The organism is Phytopseudomonas argentinensis (assembly GCF_900113905.1).
In the GTDB taxonomy this organism is placed as follows: domain Bacteria; phylum Pseudomonadota; class Gammaproteobacteria; order Pseudomonadales; family Pseudomonadaceae; genus Aquipseudomonas; species Aquipseudomonas argentinensis.
In genome coordinates this window covers 1,571,076-1,588,270 of record NZ_FORC01000001.1, presented here as the reverse complement: position 1 = coordinate 1,588,270, position 17,195 = coordinate 1,571,076, and the positions used below count along the sequence as shown (strand labels likewise).

Below are 17,195 nucleotides of genomic sequence, written 5' to 3'. Positions count from 1 at the left end.
ATTGTTGGAGGTGGAGCGGCCTCGTGCCGGCGCCTGCCTTCATCGCTACGGTGCCAGCCTGGCTCATTCCCGCGCCGTTGCTTCTGCGTGTTCTTGTTGTTGACACACAGCCGTGCCAGGCGTTTCAACGTTTGGCTTGTCGGCTGTGACCATCTCCTGCTTGTCACCCCCCCCCGATTTGGCGTCGCGGTCGGCCTGCAGGTAGCGGTGTCCGTCGTCCATCCGCTCCGGGCCGGGGTGACGTGGCAGAGCCAGGCCGCTGGTGGTGCGTCCGCCGTGGTGTGGCAGCAGTCGGCGGCTTTGACGGTGAGCACCGCCTTAATATTCGCGCCGTCACAGTGCAGTGGAATTCCGGTACCTGGTACTGCGGATCGGAATGTCCGGTGAAAGAGATAATTACGTAATCGACACGCTTGCCTTGTTACGTCGCTTGTTACGTGGAAGGCAGAAACGACAAGGCCCCGCATTTCTGCGAGGCCTTGTGTTGTATGGTGCCGGCACCAGGAGTCGAACCCGGGACCTACTGATTACAAGAAATCTCGCCGTTGCATATAAATCATGCACTTACGCGATTCCTTGTTACGTGCAGACAGGCGTAGACGCCAGGTTCCATGCGGTACCTGGCGTGCTTGTTACGTGGTGGGGGAGGGGTCAGATGACCGAGGGATCGACCGTGGGAACGCTCAGGTCGTAGATGTCGAGCATGGCCGCGTCGCGGTGGCCGCTGGCTTGCTGCTTGTCCGCGCGGGTGCCGGCAGTATCGGTGATGCCGCGGCGCTTGAGGTCGTGCAGGCCGAAGCGCTGCTCGGCAGTGATGTCGCCTTCCTCAATCGCTCTATGGATGAAGCGCTGCCAAGCGGTATCGAGGCCGCTTTTTTTCAACTGGCGGCCATGGGCGCCGATGATCAGGAAACGCTGCTCAGCGCTGATCGGAATCGGGGTCTTCCGCTTGTTCCATACCTTGGCCCGATATGCCTTGGCGCCATCCCAGGCCGCGCGTAGGCGAGGTGTCCACCGCACGATATTGTCGCGGCTGCCCTTGCGCCGGTTGGTGATGATCCCCTCGGGCGTCTCGTTGGCGTCGGTCAGCGTGACGGTTTCGATTCCGCGCAGTCGGCACAGATAAGACAGCTCGATCACGTGCACCAGGTACTGTGGGCATGCTCCCGGCACACCTCTGGCGAGCCGGCCCATGTGCTTGGCTCGGTCGATCAGCACCTCCATGACGGCATGTGACGGCAGGCGCCGCAGCTTGCGCTCTTTGGGTGCTTCGATGCCAATCGCTGGGTTCACTTCCAGGTAACCGCGGTTACGGCCCCACTGCATCACAAGGCGCAGGTAACGCAATGCGTGGGCGGCCTTGGATGGTTTGCCTTCCTCGGCGATCAGGTCGACGACACGTTGCACCAGGGCGGGGGAGAACTTGCGCACAGCCAGATCGCCCAGCGGCTTGCCCAGCTTCGTGGGCAGCTCTAGCAATACGTCGCGGGCGTAGGTGTAACTTTCCTGAGTCGATGCAGCCAAACCAGCAAAGCGTGGGCTGGCGTGGTACTGCTCGCACAGAAAACGCAGGCTTTCACGGTCTACGGCGGCACGTACGTCCATGATGGCGTGCAGGTCTGCCAGCGTGGCGTCGGCCGGCGCGATGTTCTTGCGGCGCTGCTTACCTGCCCCTCCATCGCGGTACAGCGTGTACCAGACGCCACCGTCTCGCGGGTCAAAAAAAACGGCCGCTGGGAGAGCGGCCTGATCGATGTGTGGGGGAATGTGCGGATTGTGCTTCCGCTTTCTCGCTCGCCTCATAGGATGTCGACGCCGTACTGTTCCTTGCTGACCTGGCCGATGCCGCCTGCCTGGTTCACCAGATCCACCGTCGTCCAAGGGCCGGCGCGGCCCCGGAACAAACGGATGCCCTGTTGCTGCAGCGTGCGTTCCACGTCTGCGCGCCGGCGGTAGCCGGTGATGCGCTTGAGGTCATCGAAGGTCAACATTCCGGTTGGCCCTGGTGGTGGCGGGTGGCCGAGGGTAGCACCGCCCTCGGCCACCGCAGTACCAGAAACGGCGCTGCCAGATTCTGGGTTAGCCATGCGCGGCTTCTCCTGCTCGGTCAGCCCTGACCAGCATGGCCAGGGCGTTGCGGTAGGCACGCCAATCGCTCGGCGTGCTGCTGGTGAATACGGGAACACAGCCCGGCTTCTGGAAACGGACGTGCCCGCCGCGTGTGCGGCGAGCCGTCCAGCCATTGTTGGCGGCATATACCAGCAGGTGCAGCAGTGATTTGCCGCAGCGCCGGCCTGTAGTAATGATCACCTGGCTCATGCTGTATGCCTTTCTGCCGCGATGTTGCTCCCACAGATGCGTGCCACTTCGATAAGCCAAGTCGCAAGCTCGACCGGGGTCGCCTCTCGCTCTTTTTTGCTAACTTCCGGCCGGCGCCGTAGGTGCTGATTCAAGCTGCTCTGTGCAATTACATGGCTTGCCTCGCCCATCCGATAAGGCATTGGCGGAAGCTCTGACGGCTTGGCACCGCAGATGTACAGGCGAGTAAGTTTCTCCGCGCGGTGGCCCCACCACCATTGGGAAATGACGAGTGTCCAGCCGTTCCAGTCGTCCTGCTCGCCAGGCTCAGGCAGCGGCTTTTCCTTCCACAGCAAGCTGCTTGCAGGGTGCTCTAACACGCCGCCGTGGCTACGGATCTTGTCGACAGCCCACAAAGCGAGCTCTTTCTCACCTGGCCGTGGCTTCGCAAACGTGCGCAGTCGTCCCCAGGCTCGGCATGGTGGATGTGCGACCACTGGTGCACCTCCAGGCCAATTCAGCGCGTTGCGCTGCGCGTCCCAAACGTCAGTGGCGCTGAGGGTCTTGTAGATACTGTCGGAACGGGCGAACAAAACTGCTACCTGGGTCATGGCGCATTCCCCGCGCCGCAGTTCGGGCATGAGTGGTAGCGCTGCAGCTCGCTCAAGAAACGCCCGCAACCATCGCAATTAGTGGTGTAGCGGCGGATTCGCTGGCGTTTGATCTTGGGCAGCTTGAGGCCCGCTTCGCGCAGCGCCTGCTTGTGTTCGAGTGTGGCGGCGCGGACTACTGGCCGGGAGCGTTCCGCGATGTAGCCGCATGGCCACAGATCAAACCCTTGGGCAAGGTAAACAGATGCATCTGACTTGCCTGGATGAATTGCGTCCTCCAGGTTGGAGGTCTGCCCGCTGCCGCCGCGCCAGACCAGGTCGTTGCCGTCCCAGCCGCGCGGGTAGGCCACATAAACGCGACCGTCGACATTCCGGTATGCCTCTGCTTCCGACCTCTTGAGGTGCTGGAAGTCGACACTGACCTCGGCACGGGCGCGGACATAGTCGACAGGCCAAGGCAAGTCAGTTTCTCGGCACTCGTACTGCTTGACCGCTTTCTCGCGGCTGAACTGCTCGGCCTGGTCCAGGTTCGAGGTGTAGCCGCCGCCCAGCTTCCAGAACATGGCCCGGCTGCCGACGTTGCTGCGGCTGTCCTGCAGATAGAAACGGTCAGCGTCCATAACGGCGGCGCTCCTGCAGGGCCTGTTTTTTGGCGGCTTGCTCGGCCATGAAGGTCTGCCAGTGGGCGTCCTTCATCTTCTGGCGTTTGCGGCTGCACTTGGCGTGATTGCGGGTGGAGCGGGCCTTGCCGCAGATGTCGCAGATGCTGGACATATCCAGGCGGCTGCCGGCGAGTGGCGGCCTGGTGCGGGCTGGCGGTGTGGTAGGCTCTGCGCCGCCGCCTTGGGGTTGATGTGCTTGCATGGTGCTTCTCCTTTGGGGTGGTTGGCGTCGGGGGTTGCAGCCCCCGGCGCCGTCTTTTTCCGGCCTGGCCGGTGTCACTCGGGCTTTGGGCCCCAGTCTTTTTTCAGCTGCGACCAGACCGCGTCGCCGTCCTCGAAGTACTCATGCACCTCTTGCCCCGGCCGGCGATCCAGGCGCAGCAGGGTCATGCAGTCGTTCCACAGTGCTGTGTCCAGCCCGCGCAGGAAGGTGAGGGGGAAGGGGAACGCCTGGCCGTTATAGAGGCTGAGCAGGAACATGCCGACGATGCGGCTCTGGTGGGTGTCGCGCAGGGCAACCGGCACCAGGCGCCCGAGCGCCTCGACGCCGGCGGCCCGTATGGCTGGGCGCTCGGCTTCTTCGGCGGCCAGCGCCGCCAGGGCATCGCGGAACTGCTGTGGTATCTGGAGTGGGGGCTTCTGCATGGTGCTTCTCCTTCGGGTGTCGCCCAGGCGTTGCAGCGCCTGGGCGGGTGGGTCAGTGGGTGAGGGCCAGCAGCAGGTCGGGGGTGGCGTTGGCGCCGGCGGCGAGCAGCAGCAGGGCGATGCCGCTGCCGATCAGGGTGGCGATGACGCTGGTTGGGGTTTCGTCGTTCATGGCTCAGTCCTCGATCGGGCCGCGGGTGCGGCCGACGGTGTGCCAGGCCATTTCGCGCACGGTGGCTTTCGCCGCCTCCAGGGCGGCGGCCGGGACGTGGAACAGGGTGTCGAGGAAGTCGAGCAGGGCGATCAGCTGGGCGTGGTTGCGGGCGTCGCGGATGTTGAGTTCGATGCTCACCTGGTCGGCCAGCTCGAAGGCCAGCGCTTCGGCCTTGCCCATGCAGAAGATGGCCATGTGTTCGTGCTCGCGTACCTTTGCCAGGAAGCCTTCAAGCTCGCAGAGGTGCAGGTCGTACAGGGCCTGCACGGCAGCGCTGCGCTCCGGCGCCTGATCGGCGCGCTTGAGCTGCACCTGCACGCTGCGCTGCTTGAGGATGTTGGGCCCGGTGCCGACGATGACCAGGGCGCCGCGGAAACGCACCGGCTGGCCTACGTCTGCGCGCATGCCCAGTGACGTGCTGTAGCACTCGCGGATGGCCTCCCAGTCGAAGTGCTCGCCGCCGTCGTCGTTGACCACGTCCTCAATCACCACCGGCTCGCTCACCGCCTTGGCCAACTGGGCCAGCAGGGCGCTGAACGTGTGGTTGCGGTTGGTGATGCCTTCCGGCTCTGCCACGCCGGAGAGCTTCCACAGGTTGTCGACCAGGGTGGTTTTGCCGCTGCCGGCGTCGCCGTTGATCTGCAGGATAGGGTAGGTGCCCTGCAGGTTACGGATGCGCTCGGCGTGGTAGGCGCCGGCCCACCAGGCCAGGGCGACAAGGCCCTTGGCGCCGAACGCGGTAGTGAATAGCTCCAGCCATTTCGGGGTGTTTGGGTTTTGCATGGTGCTTCTCCTTTGGGGTTGTTTGCCTGGGCGTTGCAGCGCCTGGGCGGGGGTTAAGCCTTGAACAGCCAGCACTTCACCGATGGCGACTTGAAGGTGGTCAGGTTGTGTTTCTTGGCCTGATGCACTCGCACTGCGCTGGATACGGTGACGTTGCTGTCGATGAACTTGTGGCTGCGCGAGTCCTTGAGCAGGGTGCGCAGCGTGGCGATGTCGGCGAGCTGCTGACGGTGTTCGCCGGCGAGCTTCACGAACTCGTTGAGGTGGATGGCAATGGTCTCGTCGGGCTTGTTCGAGTGGTTGACCGTTGGGCCTTCGGCGTCCAGGCCCTGCAGGTACTCGTACACCTCCCAGAATTCCGCCACGGCCGGGTGGTCCGCGCTGATCGAGGCTTGGCGCTCGATAGCCATGGCCACCAGCTTGCGTTGGGTGAGGGCGACCTGGTGCTCGGTCAGCGGCACGACCTGGCCGAGGCAATCGAGCAGGGCCAGCATTTGCGCGTGGTTCTTGGCGATACGCTCCACACGGATGTAGCCGCGCAGCGTGTTGCCGCAGCTCGCGCAGCCCTTCTCAGCACCGGCCGGGTAAGCGGTGTCGCACTGTACGCAATGGGTGTGCAGGCGGCGCAGCCGGGCTTCGTGCACGGGCATGCGCTCGAAAAACTGCTTGAGCACGTCCGCTTCCTTGCGCAGGGCCAGCAGCATGAAATGGCTGAGGTGCTCGCCTTCCAGGGTATTCAGCTTGTCCGCTGCGGCGCGGCTCTCGGGCGTTACCTCGGGGCGCACGAAGTGCAGCTTGCAGATGCGCGTCATGATCGCTTCATGCGCAACAACGGCCGCGTTCTGGCTGATGGCGATGGTGCCGCGAAAGGGTGGCTCGTACGTTTCGTTGCCGGCGGTTTTCACGCCCTTGGTGGCCAGGGTGCCGCCACCGTAGAAGTCCTTGAGCTCGTCCCATTCGAAGGTTTTGGCGTGGGCCTTGTCGTCGCCGTGGCGGTCGGCTTCCAGGAACACCACCGGCATGCCGGACACCTGGCCCATCAAGCGCGAGCGGCCGGCCTTAGTGGACTTCATCGGGTCGAAGCCCTCATAGCCCTCGCGGCCGAGCAGCTTCCACAGCAGGTTGAGCAGGGTGGTTTTGCCGGCGCCGGCTTCACCGGTCGCCTCGAGGAATGGGAACGACTGCTGGCGGGCGCGAATCTGCTCGCAGAACAGCGAGCCGAACCAGAAGGTGAGGGCCACCACGCCCTGGGCGCCGAAGCACGTCCACAGCAGGCTGAGCCACTCGTTGCTGTAACCCTTGCCCTCGCGGGCCAAGCGGATGGCCACGCCCTTCTGCAGGCTTTTCAGGCGCAGCTTGCCGAACTCGAAGTAGTCCTCCTCGTTGACCTGGAACACCTGGCCGCCCTTGATGGCCAGGTCGCCGTAGACGTAAGCCTGATATTCCTTGCTGTAGCCCACGTAGTCGATGGTGGATACGGTCTTGATGCCGAACAGCTGGTTTTTCAGGATCTTGTCCAGCTGCTGGCCGCTGCCGGTGAACACAGCGCCGGCGGCCATGCCGAGCAGGCGCTTCTTGAACTCGCTGGCGGCAGCCACCTGGCCACCGGTGAAGGTGTTCTTCACGCTGTCGCCGTCGTGCGGGAAGTCGACGCGAAAGTAGTACCAGGATTCGTCCGTTACCTCGTTGCGCTGGAAGTAGAGCGCCTGGGGGTAGCAGTTGGCGATCTCCACCACACAGCCGGACATGCGCAGCGCCTTTTCACGCACGGCTTTGTCGTTGAGCTTCTGGTCGGCCTCGCTGTCGCTTTCCTCCATGGCCGTGCGGGCCTTGTTGTACTTGTCCAGGTCGAGCTTCCACCAGTACAGGCGGGAGTCGTAGCCGAAGTGGAATTCCTCGCTTTCCTTCCACTGGTACATGAGCAGCGCCTTCTCGCTGGCACTCTCGGCGATCAGCAGGGCGCCGTGGTGGCGGATTTCGCGCAGGTCGTCCTCGCGGCGCTGCTCGCGGGCGTCGTCTTCCAGGAAGGCCCAGCGCTGGTGCAGGTCGTTCCAGTCCACCTTGCGGCCGTCGCGCTGGGGGATCTGCGCCGCCTCGCATACGAAGCCCAGCTCGCGGGCCAGCTTCACCCACTGGCGGGTGTAGCGGTGCGCGCCTGGCTCGTTGTCCAGCGCCCACACCAGCTTGGGCAGCCGGCCGCCAGCCTCGGCCCGGGCCTTGATCAGCGCCTTGAGTGATTCCTCGGGGAAAGCGTTGCTGCTCATGGCGGCGACGGCGGCGATGCCGTGGTGCATCAGGGCGATGGCGTCGAAGATGCCCTCGACGATCCACAGCTCAGTGACCTCGAGCAGGTCCAGCGCCGGCGGGCACCACCACACGCCGCGGTAGCTCTGGCCAGGCTGGAAGCGGGCCTTCTTCTTGCCGAAGCGCGATGGCTTGTCGATCAGGCGTTCCCAATAGCCGCCTTTGTCCAGGGCGAAGCGGACGGTGGCCGAGCCGATTTCGAGGTCGCGGTCCCAGTAGTTTTCCTGTGTGTACCAACCTTCGATCAACTCCAGGCGAAAGCCCCGGGCGAACTCCAGATAGGCGCGGGCGGTGGCGGTGGGCTGCTGCTCGGTGGCTGGTGCGCGCTCGCTCCAGGCCTCGAACAGGTCCGGGTACAGCTCTTTCACGTGCCACTGCTGGCCGCACTTGCTCTCGCGACCGCATTTGATGAACCAGGGTTGGTCCTGGCGGGCGTACAGTTCTTTTTTGTTGCAGGCCGGGCATACGCCCTTGCGCATGTAGTTCGTGCCGGTCATGGGCCGCAGGCCGTAGTCGTTCTGCAGGTTGCGCAGCACGTCGGCGCGGATGTCGTGATCCATGGATTTCAAGCGTGTTTCTCCGGCATGGCCAGGGCGGCTTTCAGCGCGCCGATAGTGCGTTTGTGCCCGGCCAGCGCCGGGTGGTCTTCCAGAATGCGAGCGCTGCGCAGGCCTGCAGGCACGGTGCGGTATCGATCGTCGTACCAGTGCTGCTGGAACCCCTGCTGCAACTCGTTGCGCAGGCGCACCAGCCAGGCCTCAGCGATGGGCTTGGGTAGGCCGATCTTGATGTCGATTTCCGCTTCCATGGCGTACTCCGGGCGCAACTTGCCCAAACCCACGGCGTGGGCTGGGGGGGCAGGGGTTAGGGGTGCTGCCAGTCGGTGCCGCTGGCCATGTCCCAGCCGAGCCAGGCCCGCTGGTATGGCTGCAACTCGCTTAGGGCCAACTGCGCCAGGCGCGGTGCCATGAACAGCGGCACCTCCAGGGCGTGCACCAGGTGCAGGCAGGTGCGCTCGAACAGCTGTGGGTCGCCGCTCAGGTGCTCGGCCTGGTGCTGCTCGATGAAGGCCTGGGCACAGCCCTGCATGCGGGTGCGGTAGTCGGTGGCTTCGATGTCAGTCATACCGCTTCCTCCAGTGCTGCCAGCAGGTCCAGCTGGTCCGTGGCCTTGGCGTTGTCGCGCAGGGCCTTCATGCGCTCGACCGCCGGGGCGACCGGCAGCACCATCAACGGCTGTGCAAGGCCGGACGGGCTGAGCTGGTAATCGATCGTTACCGAGCCGCTGAACGTGGCGCCGCAGGCCACGTTCTGGCACTGGTAGTACGTGGAGCGGAAACAAGGTGTTTGCCCCACGCTGGTACGGATGCGCATGCAACCGTGGCATGCCGGGCATACCAGTTTGTAAGTGCTCAAGTTGTCTCCCCGCCGCTAGTCGCGGCACCGGCCGGGCCGGTTAAATGGCGACGCATCCAGCGCCTAAATCGTTTCCTATTGCCTGCCCTGGGTACCCAGGGTCGGGCGGTTATTCGCTTGCTTTGCTGTGCAGCACGATCACGGCGGTGACTTCGCTGTGGCGTGCGGCGATGTGCTGGCGGTGGGCGGCAAGGATGGCTTGCACCTCGGCTTCGCAGATAACGCCGTCATCTAGGGATTTAGCGATCAGCTGGTCGACCATGCCGCGCATCTGGCTGGTGCTGAGGCCACGGGCGTATAGGTCCAGGTTGTCGAGCTCGCCCTGTTCGGGCATCGGCACGAAAACGCCGCCGTAGAGGTTGCAGATGTAGTCGGGTAGGTGGGCGGTGCCGGCCTGCTGCTCGAGCTGGTGCACCTGGGCGTCGGTCAGCGGTTGGCTGCCGGCGTTCTCGTACAGGTGGTTATCCAGCTTCTTGAGGTGCAGGCCCAGGCGGGCGGCGGCAGACTCGCGGCCGCCCGGAAAAGCCGCGATCACCGCGCTCATGACCTGGCGGCGCGTTTCTAGAACGGGGGCCGGGCGCTTCTGGTTTTTGCTGGGGGTGGTAGCCATTACTGTTGCGCCATCGCTTCGCTGCTATTGGCGGCTTCGGCCAGGATGCCGGGTACCACGTCCGTACCGATTTCACGCGACAGGTCACGCAAAATCGCGAATGCCAGGCGGCCGTTGGGCATCCGGTCGGCGCCTGCCCAGCGGGCTACCACCTGGGTGACGTTGCGCGGCTCGTAACCACGGGCCAGGGCGAACTGACGGTAGCTGCTGCCTTTCTCGATAAGGCGTGCGCGGATCTGGTTGGGCGTCATGCTTGATGCTCCTTTGCAAGGCTCAAGTCGGCGTCGGTTTTCAGCGACAGGATGACCACCGGCTGAACGCGCAATTGGTCGACCAAGGCGGTGAGCTCGCGCCGGTTGCGAGCGATACGGCGCTCCCGTGCTGCGATAGGTTCGGCAGTCAGAACACAGCCAGCTTGGTGCAGCATTGCCACCTGCCGTTGCGCTTCCGAGAGCAGCTGTTGCAGGGCGTCAGAGCGTTGATCTGCGGGCGCCGCATCAGCCAGCGCTGTGACCAACGCCTCGAAGTTTTCCTGAAAGCGCAGTAACCGGTGAACCATCATGGTTTGAGTGTTCCTATGGGGCTAATATGTTCTCAATGCGTGTAAGCCTATGTCCCATTATGGGATGTGTCAACGGAGAGTTTCCAATTTTGGGAAATAAAAGTGCCGCTGATGTTCTCGACCGACTGCATGCGGTCTTTGACGTCAAGAACGACAACCAGCTGGGAGAAGCTATTCAGGTGAATAGGTCGACCCTGGGAAACTGGAGAAGCCGTGACTCAGTGCCTTACACATTTTGTGTAGATGTGGCTCTGGAGCGTGGCATTAGCCTCGATTGGCTGCTTACTGGGGAGGGCCCCATGCGGCGTGGCGAAGGGCTGCCACCCGACGAGGAACCAGGCATGAATGCTCGTGAGCAAGCGCTCCTCGCGCTTTGGCGTGGGCTTGATGAGCAGGCACAGCTGGAGGTACAGCGGGCTGCTGAAGAGAAGAAACGTCTGCTAACCCTCGAGAACCGCCTTCGGGAGCTGGAGGCAGTTGTCGCTGATATCAAAAGGCTGGCATGATCTGTTCCCATTGAGAACGGAGGGATTCGGACAATGGGACTCAACTGGAAAGAGTTCGAACTGCCAGGCAAAAGACTTCCGAAATGGAAGCGCACCTTCGCTGTAGAACAAGAAACCGGCCAGGTCTTTGTCGCTGCAGCCCTCACCGGAGATGCCGAGCATCTCGTCTCAATCTGTGCATCTGATGACGGCTTGCCCGTCTACACCTTGAACGATCACTACTACGTACCAGCGGACTGGCTCGGCAGAGAATTTCCTGCTGTAGCTGCTTTGTGTTCGTGGCTGTTTGATTCAATTTCGGGCATGCCTAAACAATAAGTTTTGCCTATCTATTAAACGCCTAGCTAAAGCTGAGGGCTGCAATGTCTGACTCCACAACCGAAGCGCAAATTAAAAATGCATTGGAAATTTTGAAACGAATTGATGGCTACGTCATGTCAACTAATAATAAGGCGGCGATAGTGATGTCTTATTGCGCTGCAATAGTTGCCGCAATTTCCTTTTGTTCTTATAGGGTGTTGCCTAGTATACCTGCCTCTAAATATTTGACTTTGTTAATCGTGCTAGTCGTTGTTGTTATGATCAGTGCGACCGTAAGTCTCTGTTTGGCTATTAAGGTTATTCTTCCTCTGACATTTAGTTCTGCAGAGCGTCATGCTGGCGAGTCGTTAATATTTTTTGGCGATATCGGGCGTACAGACGGAGGGGCATCTGCCTACGCTGATCGCTACCGGGCGGCAACACATGAAAAAATGCTGAATGATATTTCGCGGCAAACATTTACTGTGTCCAAAATTGCAGAGTCAAAGTTTTCGTCGCTGAAAGCCGTTTCATGGATCTTAATCATCGGCAACTTTGTGCCGGCAAGTGCTTTCTTTATCCTCGTTGCGCTTTATCCAATTTTTGGAGCTTGAAATGAGAGGGATGTCAGCTGATTCATTTGAGAAGATATATGAGTCTGTAAAGAATCGTACGATTACGAAGTCGATGACCAGGGATGGTGTATCGCTCGAGAGTGTGAGCGGTAATGAGCTATTTGAGTCGTCGGATGCACAGCACTCCGATATTGCCAATATCATCCGAAATGATTTTCGAGTTATTTTCCAGAAGTCGGGGCAGAACACTAGCTCTATCGGCTGTCATCCCGACTTCGCTGAATTAGCCGGTACTGATAATCAAGAGTACCACCATATTTCATCGTTGTTTTTGGATATCAGGAATTCCACAAGGCTGTCTTTTTTGTTTCCGCTTGAGGAAGTTGTAATTATAAAAAACAGTATTTTGATTGCTGCCTCAGAGGCTGTAAGAGCGCTTGATGGCTACGTTCATCGTTTCATGGGGGACGCATTATTAGCCTTTTTTGGAAATAAGCATACTCACTCTGATTCAAGTACGGTTGACGCTATCAACTGTGCGTCTCTCTTGGAAGCGTTGATGGTTGGCTCGATAATTCCATTTCTAAAGAAGCGGGGGGTTGATGCAGACTACCTCGGCTTTCGTATCGGGCTTGATTATGGGCCTGATGAGAAAGTGTTATGGGCCTCGTATGGTCTTGGAAGTGTTGTAGAAGTTACTGCTACCTCATTTCACGTAGACGTAGCTGCGAAGTTGCAAAATATGGCTAGAAAAAATACTGCCATGCTTGGAGAGACTATTTACAGGCACATGGATTTGCCTGAAGAGTATATGAAGGTGAAAACTAAGAGAGTCGGTGAGGAGGTTAAAAAACTGACGCACTTGGATCGCACATATACGGATGCAGCGGGTGTTGTTCATAAGTATGCTGTGCGAGAGCTGAATCATGATGCTTACCGCGACTTATTGCCGTTACCTGCCAGCGACAAGGCTTTGTTCCCTGGTACGCGTGTTATAGCATGCGATGGCATCGACTTTGAGTGCGTAGTGATTGAGGATAGTGTGGAAGTTTTCTATCCCTCCGTATCAAGGGTTCTTGATAAAGGGTTGGATCTGAGATTTAAACTCCGTGTAAGGCCCTGGGTGCGCGGAAAGTTGGCCTTTCCGTTAACAGTGCAATTCATAAAGCGAAACTATGGCACTGAGGCACAGTTGGAAAAAGGCCAAGGCAAATTTCCAAAAACTCCAAGAACTGTTCTTCTGAATGATCCTAATGTTGATACAGCATTCTTTGCCGGGTGGAACGAAATTGAAAATGAAGGTACTCGATACAGGGGGCTCCACACTATGGAAGCAGAAGTAAAAGATACAAGCGGCTCAGTGGTCTATCGAGACATCATTGGCGTCTATATCAAGTAGCCCACGAGTCACGGCGCCCCTCGCAGGTGCCCGGATTGTCATGCGTGCTCAATCATCCCTCGGCACCGTCCAGAACAACTGCACGCCATCGTCGCGCCAGGCGATGGTGACGTTGTCGTTCTCGCTGATCTCGTCGAGGATCCGCGACCAGTCGTCCGGGCTGTCACCCTCGGCCCGCAGCAATACCGCTGATCGGGATTTTTGCGCGGCGGTTGAGTTGATAACCCGCTGAACTCGGGCCCCGAGCAATTCGTAGGTGCTGGGAGCGGCTGCCATTCGGGAGTTGCCTTTTGCCATGATGGTGACGGCTCGATTACTGTATGTGCATACAGTAATCCGAGAATTACCCCCATGTCACTCACCATTCTGGGCCGCAACCAGCGGCTCGCTCACCTGTTGCCCGAAGCCAAGGAACTGCGCATTACGGGCTTTCAATCCCCCGCCGAAGACGAGAAGGAAGAGGGGCTTTCGCTCGACGCGTTGACCAGCCTGGGGGCGCCCCACGTGTGGGTGGTGCGGGTGGAGGATGACAGCCTGATCGGCTTCGGCCTGTACCCCGGCGACCGGCTGGTGGTGGATCGCGGCACCATGAGCAAGCGCGAGCAGTACGTGGTGGTCGACCTCGAGGACGATGGCTGCTACCGCGTGCGCCTGATGATCTATGACGAGCACGAGCGCCTGGTGCTGCGTGCCCCCAGCCGCTTCACCCCGGACATCAACCTCGAGTACGAGGAGTGCGTGCAGATCTGGGGTGTGGTGCGCTGGGTGATCAGCTACGTGGGGCGCTGAGCATGCAACAGGTATTCGCACTGATCGACTGCAACAGCTTCTACTGCAGCTGCGAGCGCATCTGCCAGCCGGCCCTGAAGCACAAGCCGGTGGTGGTGCTTTCGAACAATGACGGTTGCGTGATCGCCCGCACGGCGGAAGTGAAAGCCCTGGGCATCCCCATGGGCGCGCCCTATCACCTGGTGCGCAAAGACCTGCGCGCCGGCGGCGTGGTGGTGCGATCGAGCAACTACACGCTGTACGCGGACATCAGCAACCGCGTGATGCGCACCATCCGCGATATGGTGCCCGGCATCGAGGTGTACAGCGTGGACGAGTGCTGGGCTGACCTGACTGGCATTGCTGACCTCGACGGCCTCGGCCGCCAGGTGCGGGCGCGCCTGCTGCGCGACGTCGGCATGCCCGTGGGCGTGGGCATCAGCACCACCAAGACCCTCGCGAAATTGGCCAACTGGGCCTCAAAGAAGTGGCCGGCCACCGGTGGGGTGGTGGACCTGACCGACCCGGCCCGCCAGGCCAAGCTACTGCGCATCGCGCCCGTGGATGAAGTGTGGGGCATTGGCCGACGCCTGGCGCCGCAGCTGCAGGCCCTGGGCATCAACACCGCGTGGGATTTGGCGCACTTCGACGTGGCTACGCTGCGCAAGCAGTTCGGCGTGACCCTGGAGCGCACCGCGCGCGAGCTGCGCGGCGTGAGCTGCCTGGACTTCAACGATGGCCCGCCGCCGAAACAGGCGATCTGCTCGAGCAAGATGTTTGGCGAAAAGCTCGAAGACCTGGCGCCGATTCGCGAGGCCCTGGCCACCTACGTGACCCGCGCTTGCGAGAAGCTGCGCAGCCAGCGCTCGCTGTGTGGTGCCATTCAGGTGAGCATCAAGACGCAGATCCACAACCCCAAGCTACCGCGCTACTCGAACGCCCAGACCGTAGCGCTGCCGATGCCGACCGACGACACGCGGGACATTCTGGCGCCCGCACTGCGCGCCCTGGATGCCATCTACCGGCAAGGCTTCAAGTACTCGAAGTGCTCGATTCTGCTGATGGACCTGAGCCAGCGCGGCGAGGTGACTAGCGACCTTTTTGCGCCGGCGGCGCGGGCTGGCAGTGACCGGGTGATGGCGGCGCTGGATGCGATCAACAAGCGGGAGGGCGCCGGCACCCTGCGGCTTGGCCGGGTGCCGGTTGACCCCTGGTGGGGCATGAAGCGGGAGATGAAGAGCCGGTGTTACACCACCAGGTGGGATGAGGTGATTGGAGTGCGGGGGTGAGGCGGTCAGAATATGCCGCCAGTAACTCCCCCCAAGACGGCAGCCACTAAGGGATGCTTCAAGAGGGAAGCAATTCGACTTTTCGCTTCCTGTTTATCTTCCAGTGTTCCATTACTGTTATCAATTCTCTGAATCAAGTCATTGAACGCATTTTGAATGTTCATGACATTGTCGTTGCCGACTTGGATACCAGAGGAGTTGTTAATAGTGATGTGATTCGTTTGCACGGATGTTTGGTTTGCAGCGCCAGGTTTTCTTAGATGCAGATTGAAGCAAGGATCCATTCCAGGCATGCCTGAAAAGAAATCTACATCGACAATTGTGTGGACTTCTTGCCTTCCATTTGGAAGGTCACGAATTAGTTCGTCACCCTCTGAAACGACAAGTGCACTATCGAAAATTGGGGTCAGTTTCCCGACGCTGGTCTTATAAGGGCCGACCACAGACCCGTCAGTTTTCCTGATGTATACCGTGTCGTTATAGAGATCATCAGTGAAGTTCATCTACTGTTCCTTGTGATGTGCCGACCAGAAGCGGCAGGTGCATCTAAACAGTACTGGTAACCTTAATTTTTGACCACTCCCGATCCACCGCCTTCTGCGCGTTCTTCTTGTTCGCATACAGCCGCGCCAAGCGCCTGAGCCGCTTGGGCTCACCGGCGGTGACCTTCTCCTGCTTGCCATCCTTGGCGCGGTACCAGGCCACCACGCCGGTGTAGGCGCCGATTTCGCGCTCGGCCAACTCGTCGATCAGCTCGTCCGGTAGCTGGTTCTCCAGCTCCAGGGCGGTGGTGAAGCCGCCGTCCGCCGTGAGGCTGTGCTGCACGTTGCCGCCGTGCCAGATGGTGGCGGCGATCTCCTGCTTGATGCCTTCGAGGGTGTAGGTGAGTTCCGGGATCAGCTCGGGCCGTGCCCTGGCCAGGGTGTAGCTGAGCGTTGCGCTGCCACGTTGCAGGCGGCGCCATTCTGCGCGGGCGGCACGGGTGGCGGACTGCTGGTCGGCGTAGGTGTGGCGCAGTTCCTTGAGGTTGTCGCCGCCGCCGGCGATGGCTTCGCGCTTCTTGGCGCTGTTCACGTCGTAGTAATAGGCCAGGGCGCCGGTGTAGGCGTCGCGGTCGGCCTGCAGGTAGCGGTGGCCGTCGCCATCCGCCCGGGCCAGGGTGACGTGGGGCAGGGCCAGGCCGCTGGCGGTGCGCCCGCCGATCATCGGCGTGAACAGCAGCCGGCCGGCTTTTACAGTGGCCACCGCGTCGTGTTCGTCGCCCAGGCGGGTGAGCAGGTTGGCGTCGGACTCGCCGGCCTGGTCGACCTGCAGCAGGCGCAGCGCGCCCAGCGCCTGCTCGATGACGGGGGTGAGGCTGTAGGCGCTGGCGATGGCGCGCAGTACTTCGCCCAGGGTGGCGTTGCTCCAGCTGCGCTCGCGCTTGGCCTTGAAGCCCTTGCGCATGTCGGCGCTGCGGGCGCGGATGCTGAGCACGTCCGGTGTGCCGCTGTGCTCCAGCTCGTCGACGGTGTAAGTGCCTTTGTCGACCAGGCCGGTGTCACTCCAGCCGAGCCACAGGTGCACAGTGGCGTCCTTCGGGGGGATGGCCAGCAGGCCGTCGTGGTCGCTGAGCTGGATGTCGAGCGTGTCGGCCTCGATGCCGCGGTTGTCGGTGAGGGTGAGGCTGATCAGCCGCGGGGCGATGAGGTTGGCGATATCGGCGCCGTTCACTGTGAGCCGGAACGCCGGTACCGGGTAGCTGGCATCGCGGGCCATGCCCTCGGCCTGCCTGGTGATGAAGCCGGTAACGGCCTTGATGGCAGCCTCGATCAAAACAGCCTCCGCAGGATGTTGAGCCCGGTGGAGAGGATGTTGCCGAGCATGTCGACGCGGCCGTCGTCGATGCGCTTGAGGGTGATGCTGAACTCGATGCGGCGGGCTGCGCCGTCGCGGAAGAACAGGGTGCGGGTCTCGCTGATGCTCTCGATCACCCATACGCCCAGGATGCGGCCGGTGCCTTCCACCAGGGGGTAGGCCTTGCCGGTGTCGGCCATGGTGCGCAGGGCGTCGAGCGACATCGCCGTGCCAGCCAGCTCGGGCAGCAGGATGCCGGGCATGGTGATGGTGTCTTCACCTTTGCCGACGAACTGCCGCGCCGGGTTGGCGCCGACACGGTTGGTGGTGGGGTGGCGCCAGTCGGTTTGCCGCTGCAGCTCCTGGTAGGCGAGGGTGCTGAGGCTGAACACGAACATGCCGAGGGACATCATCATGG

25 protein-coding genes and 1 pseudogene are annotated in these 17,195 nt (G+C 61.3%); 7 read left to right on the top strand and 19 right to left on the bottom strand.

Annotated elements, in window-relative coordinates:
* Window positions 1-651: 651 nt before the first annotated feature.
* The 15 genes from BM154_RS07270 to BM154_RS07200 all read right to left on the bottom strand — a co-directional run bounded on the left by BM154_RS07270 (window position 652) and on the right by BM154_RS07200 (window position 10,104).
* The gene (locus BM154_RS07270; RefSeq protein ID WP_074881726.1) at window positions 652-1,803 is read right to left on the bottom strand and encodes a site-specific integrase; all 1,152 of its coding nucleotides are present in this window, start codon (window positions 1,801-1,803) and stop codon (window positions 652-654) included.
* Complete coding sequence (locus BM154_RS07265; RefSeq protein WP_074881723.1) at window positions 1,800-1,991, bottom strand: DUF4224 domain-containing protein; 192 nt, start codon at window positions 1,989-1,991, stop codon at window positions 1,800-1,802. Before BM154_RS07265 ends, BM154_RS07270 begins: the two co-directional genes overlap by 4 nt.
* An 88-nt stretch (window positions 1,992-2,079) precedes the next feature.
* Window positions 2,080-2,319, bottom strand: a complete 240-nt coding sequence (locus tag BM154_RS07260; RefSeq protein WP_074881720.1) for a type II toxin-antitoxin system HicA family toxin — start codon at window positions 2,317-2,319, stop codon at window positions 2,080-2,082.
* A complete protein-coding gene (locus tag BM154_RS07255) occupies window positions 2,316-2,909 on the bottom strand; it encodes a hypothetical protein (protein WP_083414471.1) in 594 nt (197 codons plus the stop codon). The genes BM154_RS07260 and BM154_RS07255 overlap by 4 nt, the downstream gene beginning before the upstream one ends.
* Window positions 2,906-3,529, bottom strand: coding sequence for a hypothetical protein (locus BM154_RS07250; protein ID WP_074881717.1), 624 nt, complete (start codon window positions 3,527-3,529; stop codon window positions 2,906-2,908). The genes BM154_RS07255 and BM154_RS07250 overlap by 4 nt, the downstream gene beginning before the upstream one ends.
* Complete coding sequence (locus BM154_RS07245) at window positions 3,519-3,773, bottom strand: hypothetical protein (protein WP_074881709.1); 255 nt, start codon at window positions 3,771-3,773, stop codon at window positions 3,519-3,521. Before BM154_RS07245 ends, BM154_RS07250 begins: the two co-directional genes overlap by 11 nt.
* Window positions 3,774-3,847: 74 nt before the next feature.
* Entirely contained in the window at window positions 3,848-4,216 is a 369-nt protein-coding gene (locus BM154_RS07240) for a DUF7673 family protein (RefSeq protein ID WP_074881706.1), read from the bottom strand.
* 175 nt (window positions 4,217-4,391) lie between these two features.
* Entirely contained in the window at window positions 4,392-5,213 is an 822-nt protein-coding gene (locus tag BM154_RS07235) for a hypothetical protein (RefSeq protein WP_074881703.1), read from the bottom strand.
* 53 nt (window positions 5,214-5,266) lie between these two features.
* Window positions 5,267-8,077: a toprim domain-containing protein gene (locus BM154_RS07230; RefSeq protein WP_074881700.1), complete on the bottom strand. Its 2,811-nt coding sequence runs from the start codon at window positions 8,075-8,077 to the stop codon at window positions 5,267-5,269.
* 5 nt (window positions 8,078-8,082) lie between these two features.
* Window positions 8,083-8,325: a hypothetical protein gene (locus BM154_RS07225; protein ID WP_074881697.1), complete on the bottom strand. Its 243-nt coding sequence runs from the start codon at window positions 8,323-8,325 to the stop codon at window positions 8,083-8,085.
* Between the two features lie 56 nt (window positions 8,326-8,381).
* Entirely contained in the window at window positions 8,382-8,642 is a 261-nt protein-coding gene (locus tag BM154_RS07220) for a hypothetical protein (RefSeq protein WP_074881694.1), read from the bottom strand.
* Complete coding sequence (locus tag BM154_RS07215; protein WP_074881692.1) at window positions 8,639-8,932, bottom strand: ogr/Delta-like zinc finger family protein; 294 nt, start codon at window positions 8,930-8,932, stop codon at window positions 8,639-8,641. Before BM154_RS07215 ends, BM154_RS07220 begins: the two co-directional genes overlap by 4 nt.
* 109 nt (window positions 8,933-9,041) lie before the next feature.
* Window positions 9,042-9,542 carry a YmfL family putative regulatory protein gene (locus BM154_RS07210; protein WP_208609416.1) on the bottom strand — a complete coding sequence of 167 codons (501 nt, stop codon included), beginning with the start codon at window positions 9,540-9,542 and terminating at the stop codon, window positions 9,042-9,044.
* Complete coding sequence (locus BM154_RS07205) at window positions 9,542-9,793, bottom strand: helix-turn-helix domain-containing protein (RefSeq protein WP_074881690.1); 252 nt, start codon at window positions 9,791-9,793, stop codon at window positions 9,542-9,544. Before BM154_RS07205 ends, BM154_RS07210 begins: the two co-directional genes overlap by 1 nt.
* Window positions 9,790-10,104 (bottom strand): hypothetical protein, encoded by a 315-nt coding sequence (locus tag BM154_RS07200; RefSeq protein WP_074881687.1) that lies wholly within the window; start codon window positions 10,102-10,104, stop codon window positions 9,790-9,792. The genes BM154_RS07205 and BM154_RS07200 overlap by 4 nt, the downstream gene beginning before the upstream one ends.
* Window positions 10,105-10,130: 26 nt before the next feature.
* Here BM154_RS07200 and BM154_RS24375 point away from each other — a divergent pair.
* The 5 genes and pseudogenes from BM154_RS24375 to BM154_RS07190 form a co-directional block, all read left to right on the top strand.
* Window positions 10,131-10,397: pseudogene (locus BM154_RS24375) on the top strand (helix-turn-helix domain-containing protein); the annotation flags it as partial.
* Window positions 10,398-10,445: 48 nt separating this feature from the next.
* On the top strand, window positions 10,446-10,610 hold the full coding sequence (locus BM154_RS24370; RefSeq protein ID WP_244157105.1) for a hypothetical protein: 165 nt from the start codon (window positions 10,446-10,448) through the stop codon (window positions 10,608-10,610).
* Window positions 10,611-10,643: 33 nt separating this feature from the next.
* On the top strand, window positions 10,644-10,928 hold the full coding sequence (locus BM154_RS23780; RefSeq protein ID WP_139225397.1) for a hypothetical protein: 285 nt from the start codon (window positions 10,644-10,646) through the stop codon (window positions 10,926-10,928).
* A gap of 44 nt (window positions 10,929-10,972) precedes the next feature.
* The gene (locus BM154_RS23775; RefSeq protein ID WP_139225396.1) at window positions 10,973-11,524 is read left to right on the top strand and encodes a Pycsar system effector family protein; all 552 of its coding nucleotides are present in this window, start codon (window positions 10,973-10,975) and stop codon (window positions 11,522-11,524) included.
* A gap of 10 nt (window positions 11,525-11,534) precedes the next feature.
* Window positions 11,535-12,884, top strand: coding sequence for a nucleotide-binding domain-containing protein (locus BM154_RS07190; protein ID WP_074882431.1), 1,350 nt, complete (start codon window positions 11,535-11,537; stop codon window positions 12,882-12,884).
* Window positions 12,885-12,932: 48 nt separating this feature from the next.
* Here BM154_RS07190 and BM154_RS07185 read toward each other — a convergent pair whose 3' ends face one another.
* Window positions 12,933-13,181, bottom strand: a complete 249-nt coding sequence (locus tag BM154_RS07185) for a DUF1654 domain-containing protein (protein ID WP_074881681.1) — start codon at window positions 13,179-13,181, stop codon at window positions 12,933-12,935.
* 54 nt (window positions 13,182-13,235) lie between these two features.
* Between BM154_RS07185 and BM154_RS07180 the strand changes: the two genes are divergently transcribed.
* Window positions 13,236-13,673 (top strand): LexA family protein, encoded by a 438-nt coding sequence (locus BM154_RS07180; protein WP_074881678.1) that lies wholly within the window; start codon window positions 13,236-13,238, stop codon window positions 13,671-13,673.
* A gap of 2 nt (window positions 13,674-13,675) precedes the next feature.
* The gene (locus tag BM154_RS07175) at window positions 13,676-14,941 is read left to right on the top strand and encodes a Y-family DNA polymerase (protein WP_074881676.1); all 1,266 of its coding nucleotides are present in this window, start codon (window positions 13,676-13,678) and stop codon (window positions 14,939-14,941) included.
* A 5-nt stretch (window positions 14,942-14,946) separates the two neighbouring features.
* On the opposite strand, the gene BM154_RS07170 is transcribed toward BM154_RS07175, so the two are convergent.
* The 3 genes from BM154_RS07170 to BM154_RS07160 are packed head-to-tail and all read right to left on the bottom strand — an operon-like array spanning window position 14,947 to window position 17,193.
* Entirely contained in the window at window positions 14,947-15,444 is a 498-nt protein-coding gene (locus tag BM154_RS07170) for an RIP homotypic interaction motif-containing protein (RefSeq protein ID WP_074881673.1), read from the bottom strand.
* A gap of 43 nt (window positions 15,445-15,487) precedes the next feature.
* Window positions 15,488-16,756 carry a phage late control D family protein gene (locus BM154_RS07165; RefSeq protein ID WP_074881670.1) on the bottom strand — a complete coding sequence of 423 codons (1,269 nt, stop codon included), beginning with the start codon at window positions 16,754-16,756 and terminating at the stop codon, window positions 15,488-15,490.
* Complete coding sequence (locus tag BM154_RS07160) at window positions 16,753-17,193, bottom strand: phage tail protein (protein WP_070887500.1); 441 nt, start codon at window positions 17,191-17,193, stop codon at window positions 16,753-16,755. The genes BM154_RS07165 and BM154_RS07160 overlap by 4 nt, the downstream gene beginning before the upstream one ends.
* Window positions 17,194-17,195: the final 2 nt, after the last annotated feature.

Coding starts and splice junctions, on each gene's coding strand:
- BM154_RS07270 (WP_074881726.1), bottom strand. CDS start 1,803: ATGAGGCGAGCGAGAAAGCGGAAGCACAATCCGCACATTCCCCCACAC.
- BM154_RS07265 (WP_074881723.1), bottom strand. CDS start 1,991: ATGTTGACCTTCGATGACCTCAAGCGCATCACCGGCTACCGCCGGCGC.
- BM154_RS07260 (WP_074881720.1), bottom strand. CDS start 2,319: ATGAGCCAGGTGATCATTACTACAGGCCGGCGCTGCGGCAAATCACTG.
- BM154_RS07255 (WP_083414471.1), bottom strand. CDS start 2,909: ATGACCCAGGTAGCAGTTTTGTTCGCCCGTTCCGACAGTATCTACAAG.
- BM154_RS07250 (WP_074881717.1), bottom strand. CDS start 3,529: ATGGACGCTGACCGTTTCTATCTGCAGGACAGCCGCAGCAACGTCGGC.
- BM154_RS07245 (WP_074881709.1), bottom strand. CDS start 3,773: ATGCAAGCACATCAACCCCAAGGCGGCGGCGCAGAGCCTACCACACCG.
- BM154_RS07240 (WP_074881706.1), bottom strand. CDS start 4,216: ATGCAGAAGCCCCCACTCCAGATACCACAGCAGTTCCGCGATGCCCTG.
- BM154_RS07235 (WP_074881703.1), bottom strand. CDS start 5,213: ATGCAAAACCCAAACACCCCGAAATGGCTGGAGCTATTCACTACCGCG.
- BM154_RS07230 (WP_074881700.1), bottom strand. CDS start 8,077: ATGGATCACGACATCCGCGCCGACGTGCTGCGCAACCTGCAGAACGAC.
- BM154_RS07225 (WP_074881697.1), bottom strand. CDS start 8,325: ATGGAAGCGGAAATCGACATCAAGATCGGCCTACCCAAGCCCATCGCT.
- BM154_RS07220 (WP_074881694.1), bottom strand. CDS start 8,642: ATGACTGACATCGAAGCCACCGACTACCGCACCCGCATGCAGGGCTGT.
- BM154_RS07210 (WP_208609416.1), bottom strand. CDS start 9,542: ATGGCTACCACCCCCAGCAAAAACCAGAAGCGCCCGGCCCCCGTTCTA.
- BM154_RS07205 (WP_074881690.1), bottom strand. CDS start 9,793: ATGACGCCCAACCAGATCCGCGCACGCCTTATCGAGAAAGGCAGCAGC.
- BM154_RS07200 (WP_074881687.1), bottom strand. CDS start 10,104: ATGATGGTTCACCGGTTACTGCGCTTTCAGGAAAACTTCGAGGCGTTG.
- BM154_RS24370 (WP_244157105.1), top strand. CDS start 10,446: ATGAATGCTCGTGAGCAAGCGCTCCTCGCGCTTTGGCGTGGGCTTGAT.
- BM154_RS23780 (WP_139225397.1), top strand. CDS start 10,644: ATGGGACTCAACTGGAAAGAGTTCGAACTGCCAGGCAAAAGACTTCCG.
- BM154_RS23775 (WP_139225396.1), top strand. CDS start 10,973: ATGTCTGACTCCACAACCGAAGCGCAAATTAAAAATGCATTGGAAATT.
- BM154_RS07190 (WP_074882431.1), top strand. CDS start 11,535: ATGTCAGCTGATTCATTTGAGAAGATATATGAGTCTGTAAAGAATCGT.
- BM154_RS07185 (WP_074881681.1), bottom strand. CDS start 13,181: ATGGCAAAAGGCAACTCCCGAATGGCAGCCGCTCCCAGCACCTACGAA.
- BM154_RS07180 (WP_074881678.1), top strand. CDS start 13,236: ATGTCACTCACCATTCTGGGCCGCAACCAGCGGCTCGCTCACCTGTTG.
- BM154_RS07175 (WP_074881676.1), top strand. CDS start 13,676: ATGCAACAGGTATTCGCACTGATCGACTGCAACAGCTTCTACTGCAGC.
- BM154_RS07170 (WP_074881673.1), bottom strand. CDS start 15,444: ATGAACTTCACTGATGATCTCTATAACGACACGGTATACATCAGGAAA.
- BM154_RS07160 (WP_070887500.1), bottom strand. CDS start 17,193: ATGATGATGTCCCTCGGCATGTTCGTGTTCAGCCTCAGCACCCTCGCC.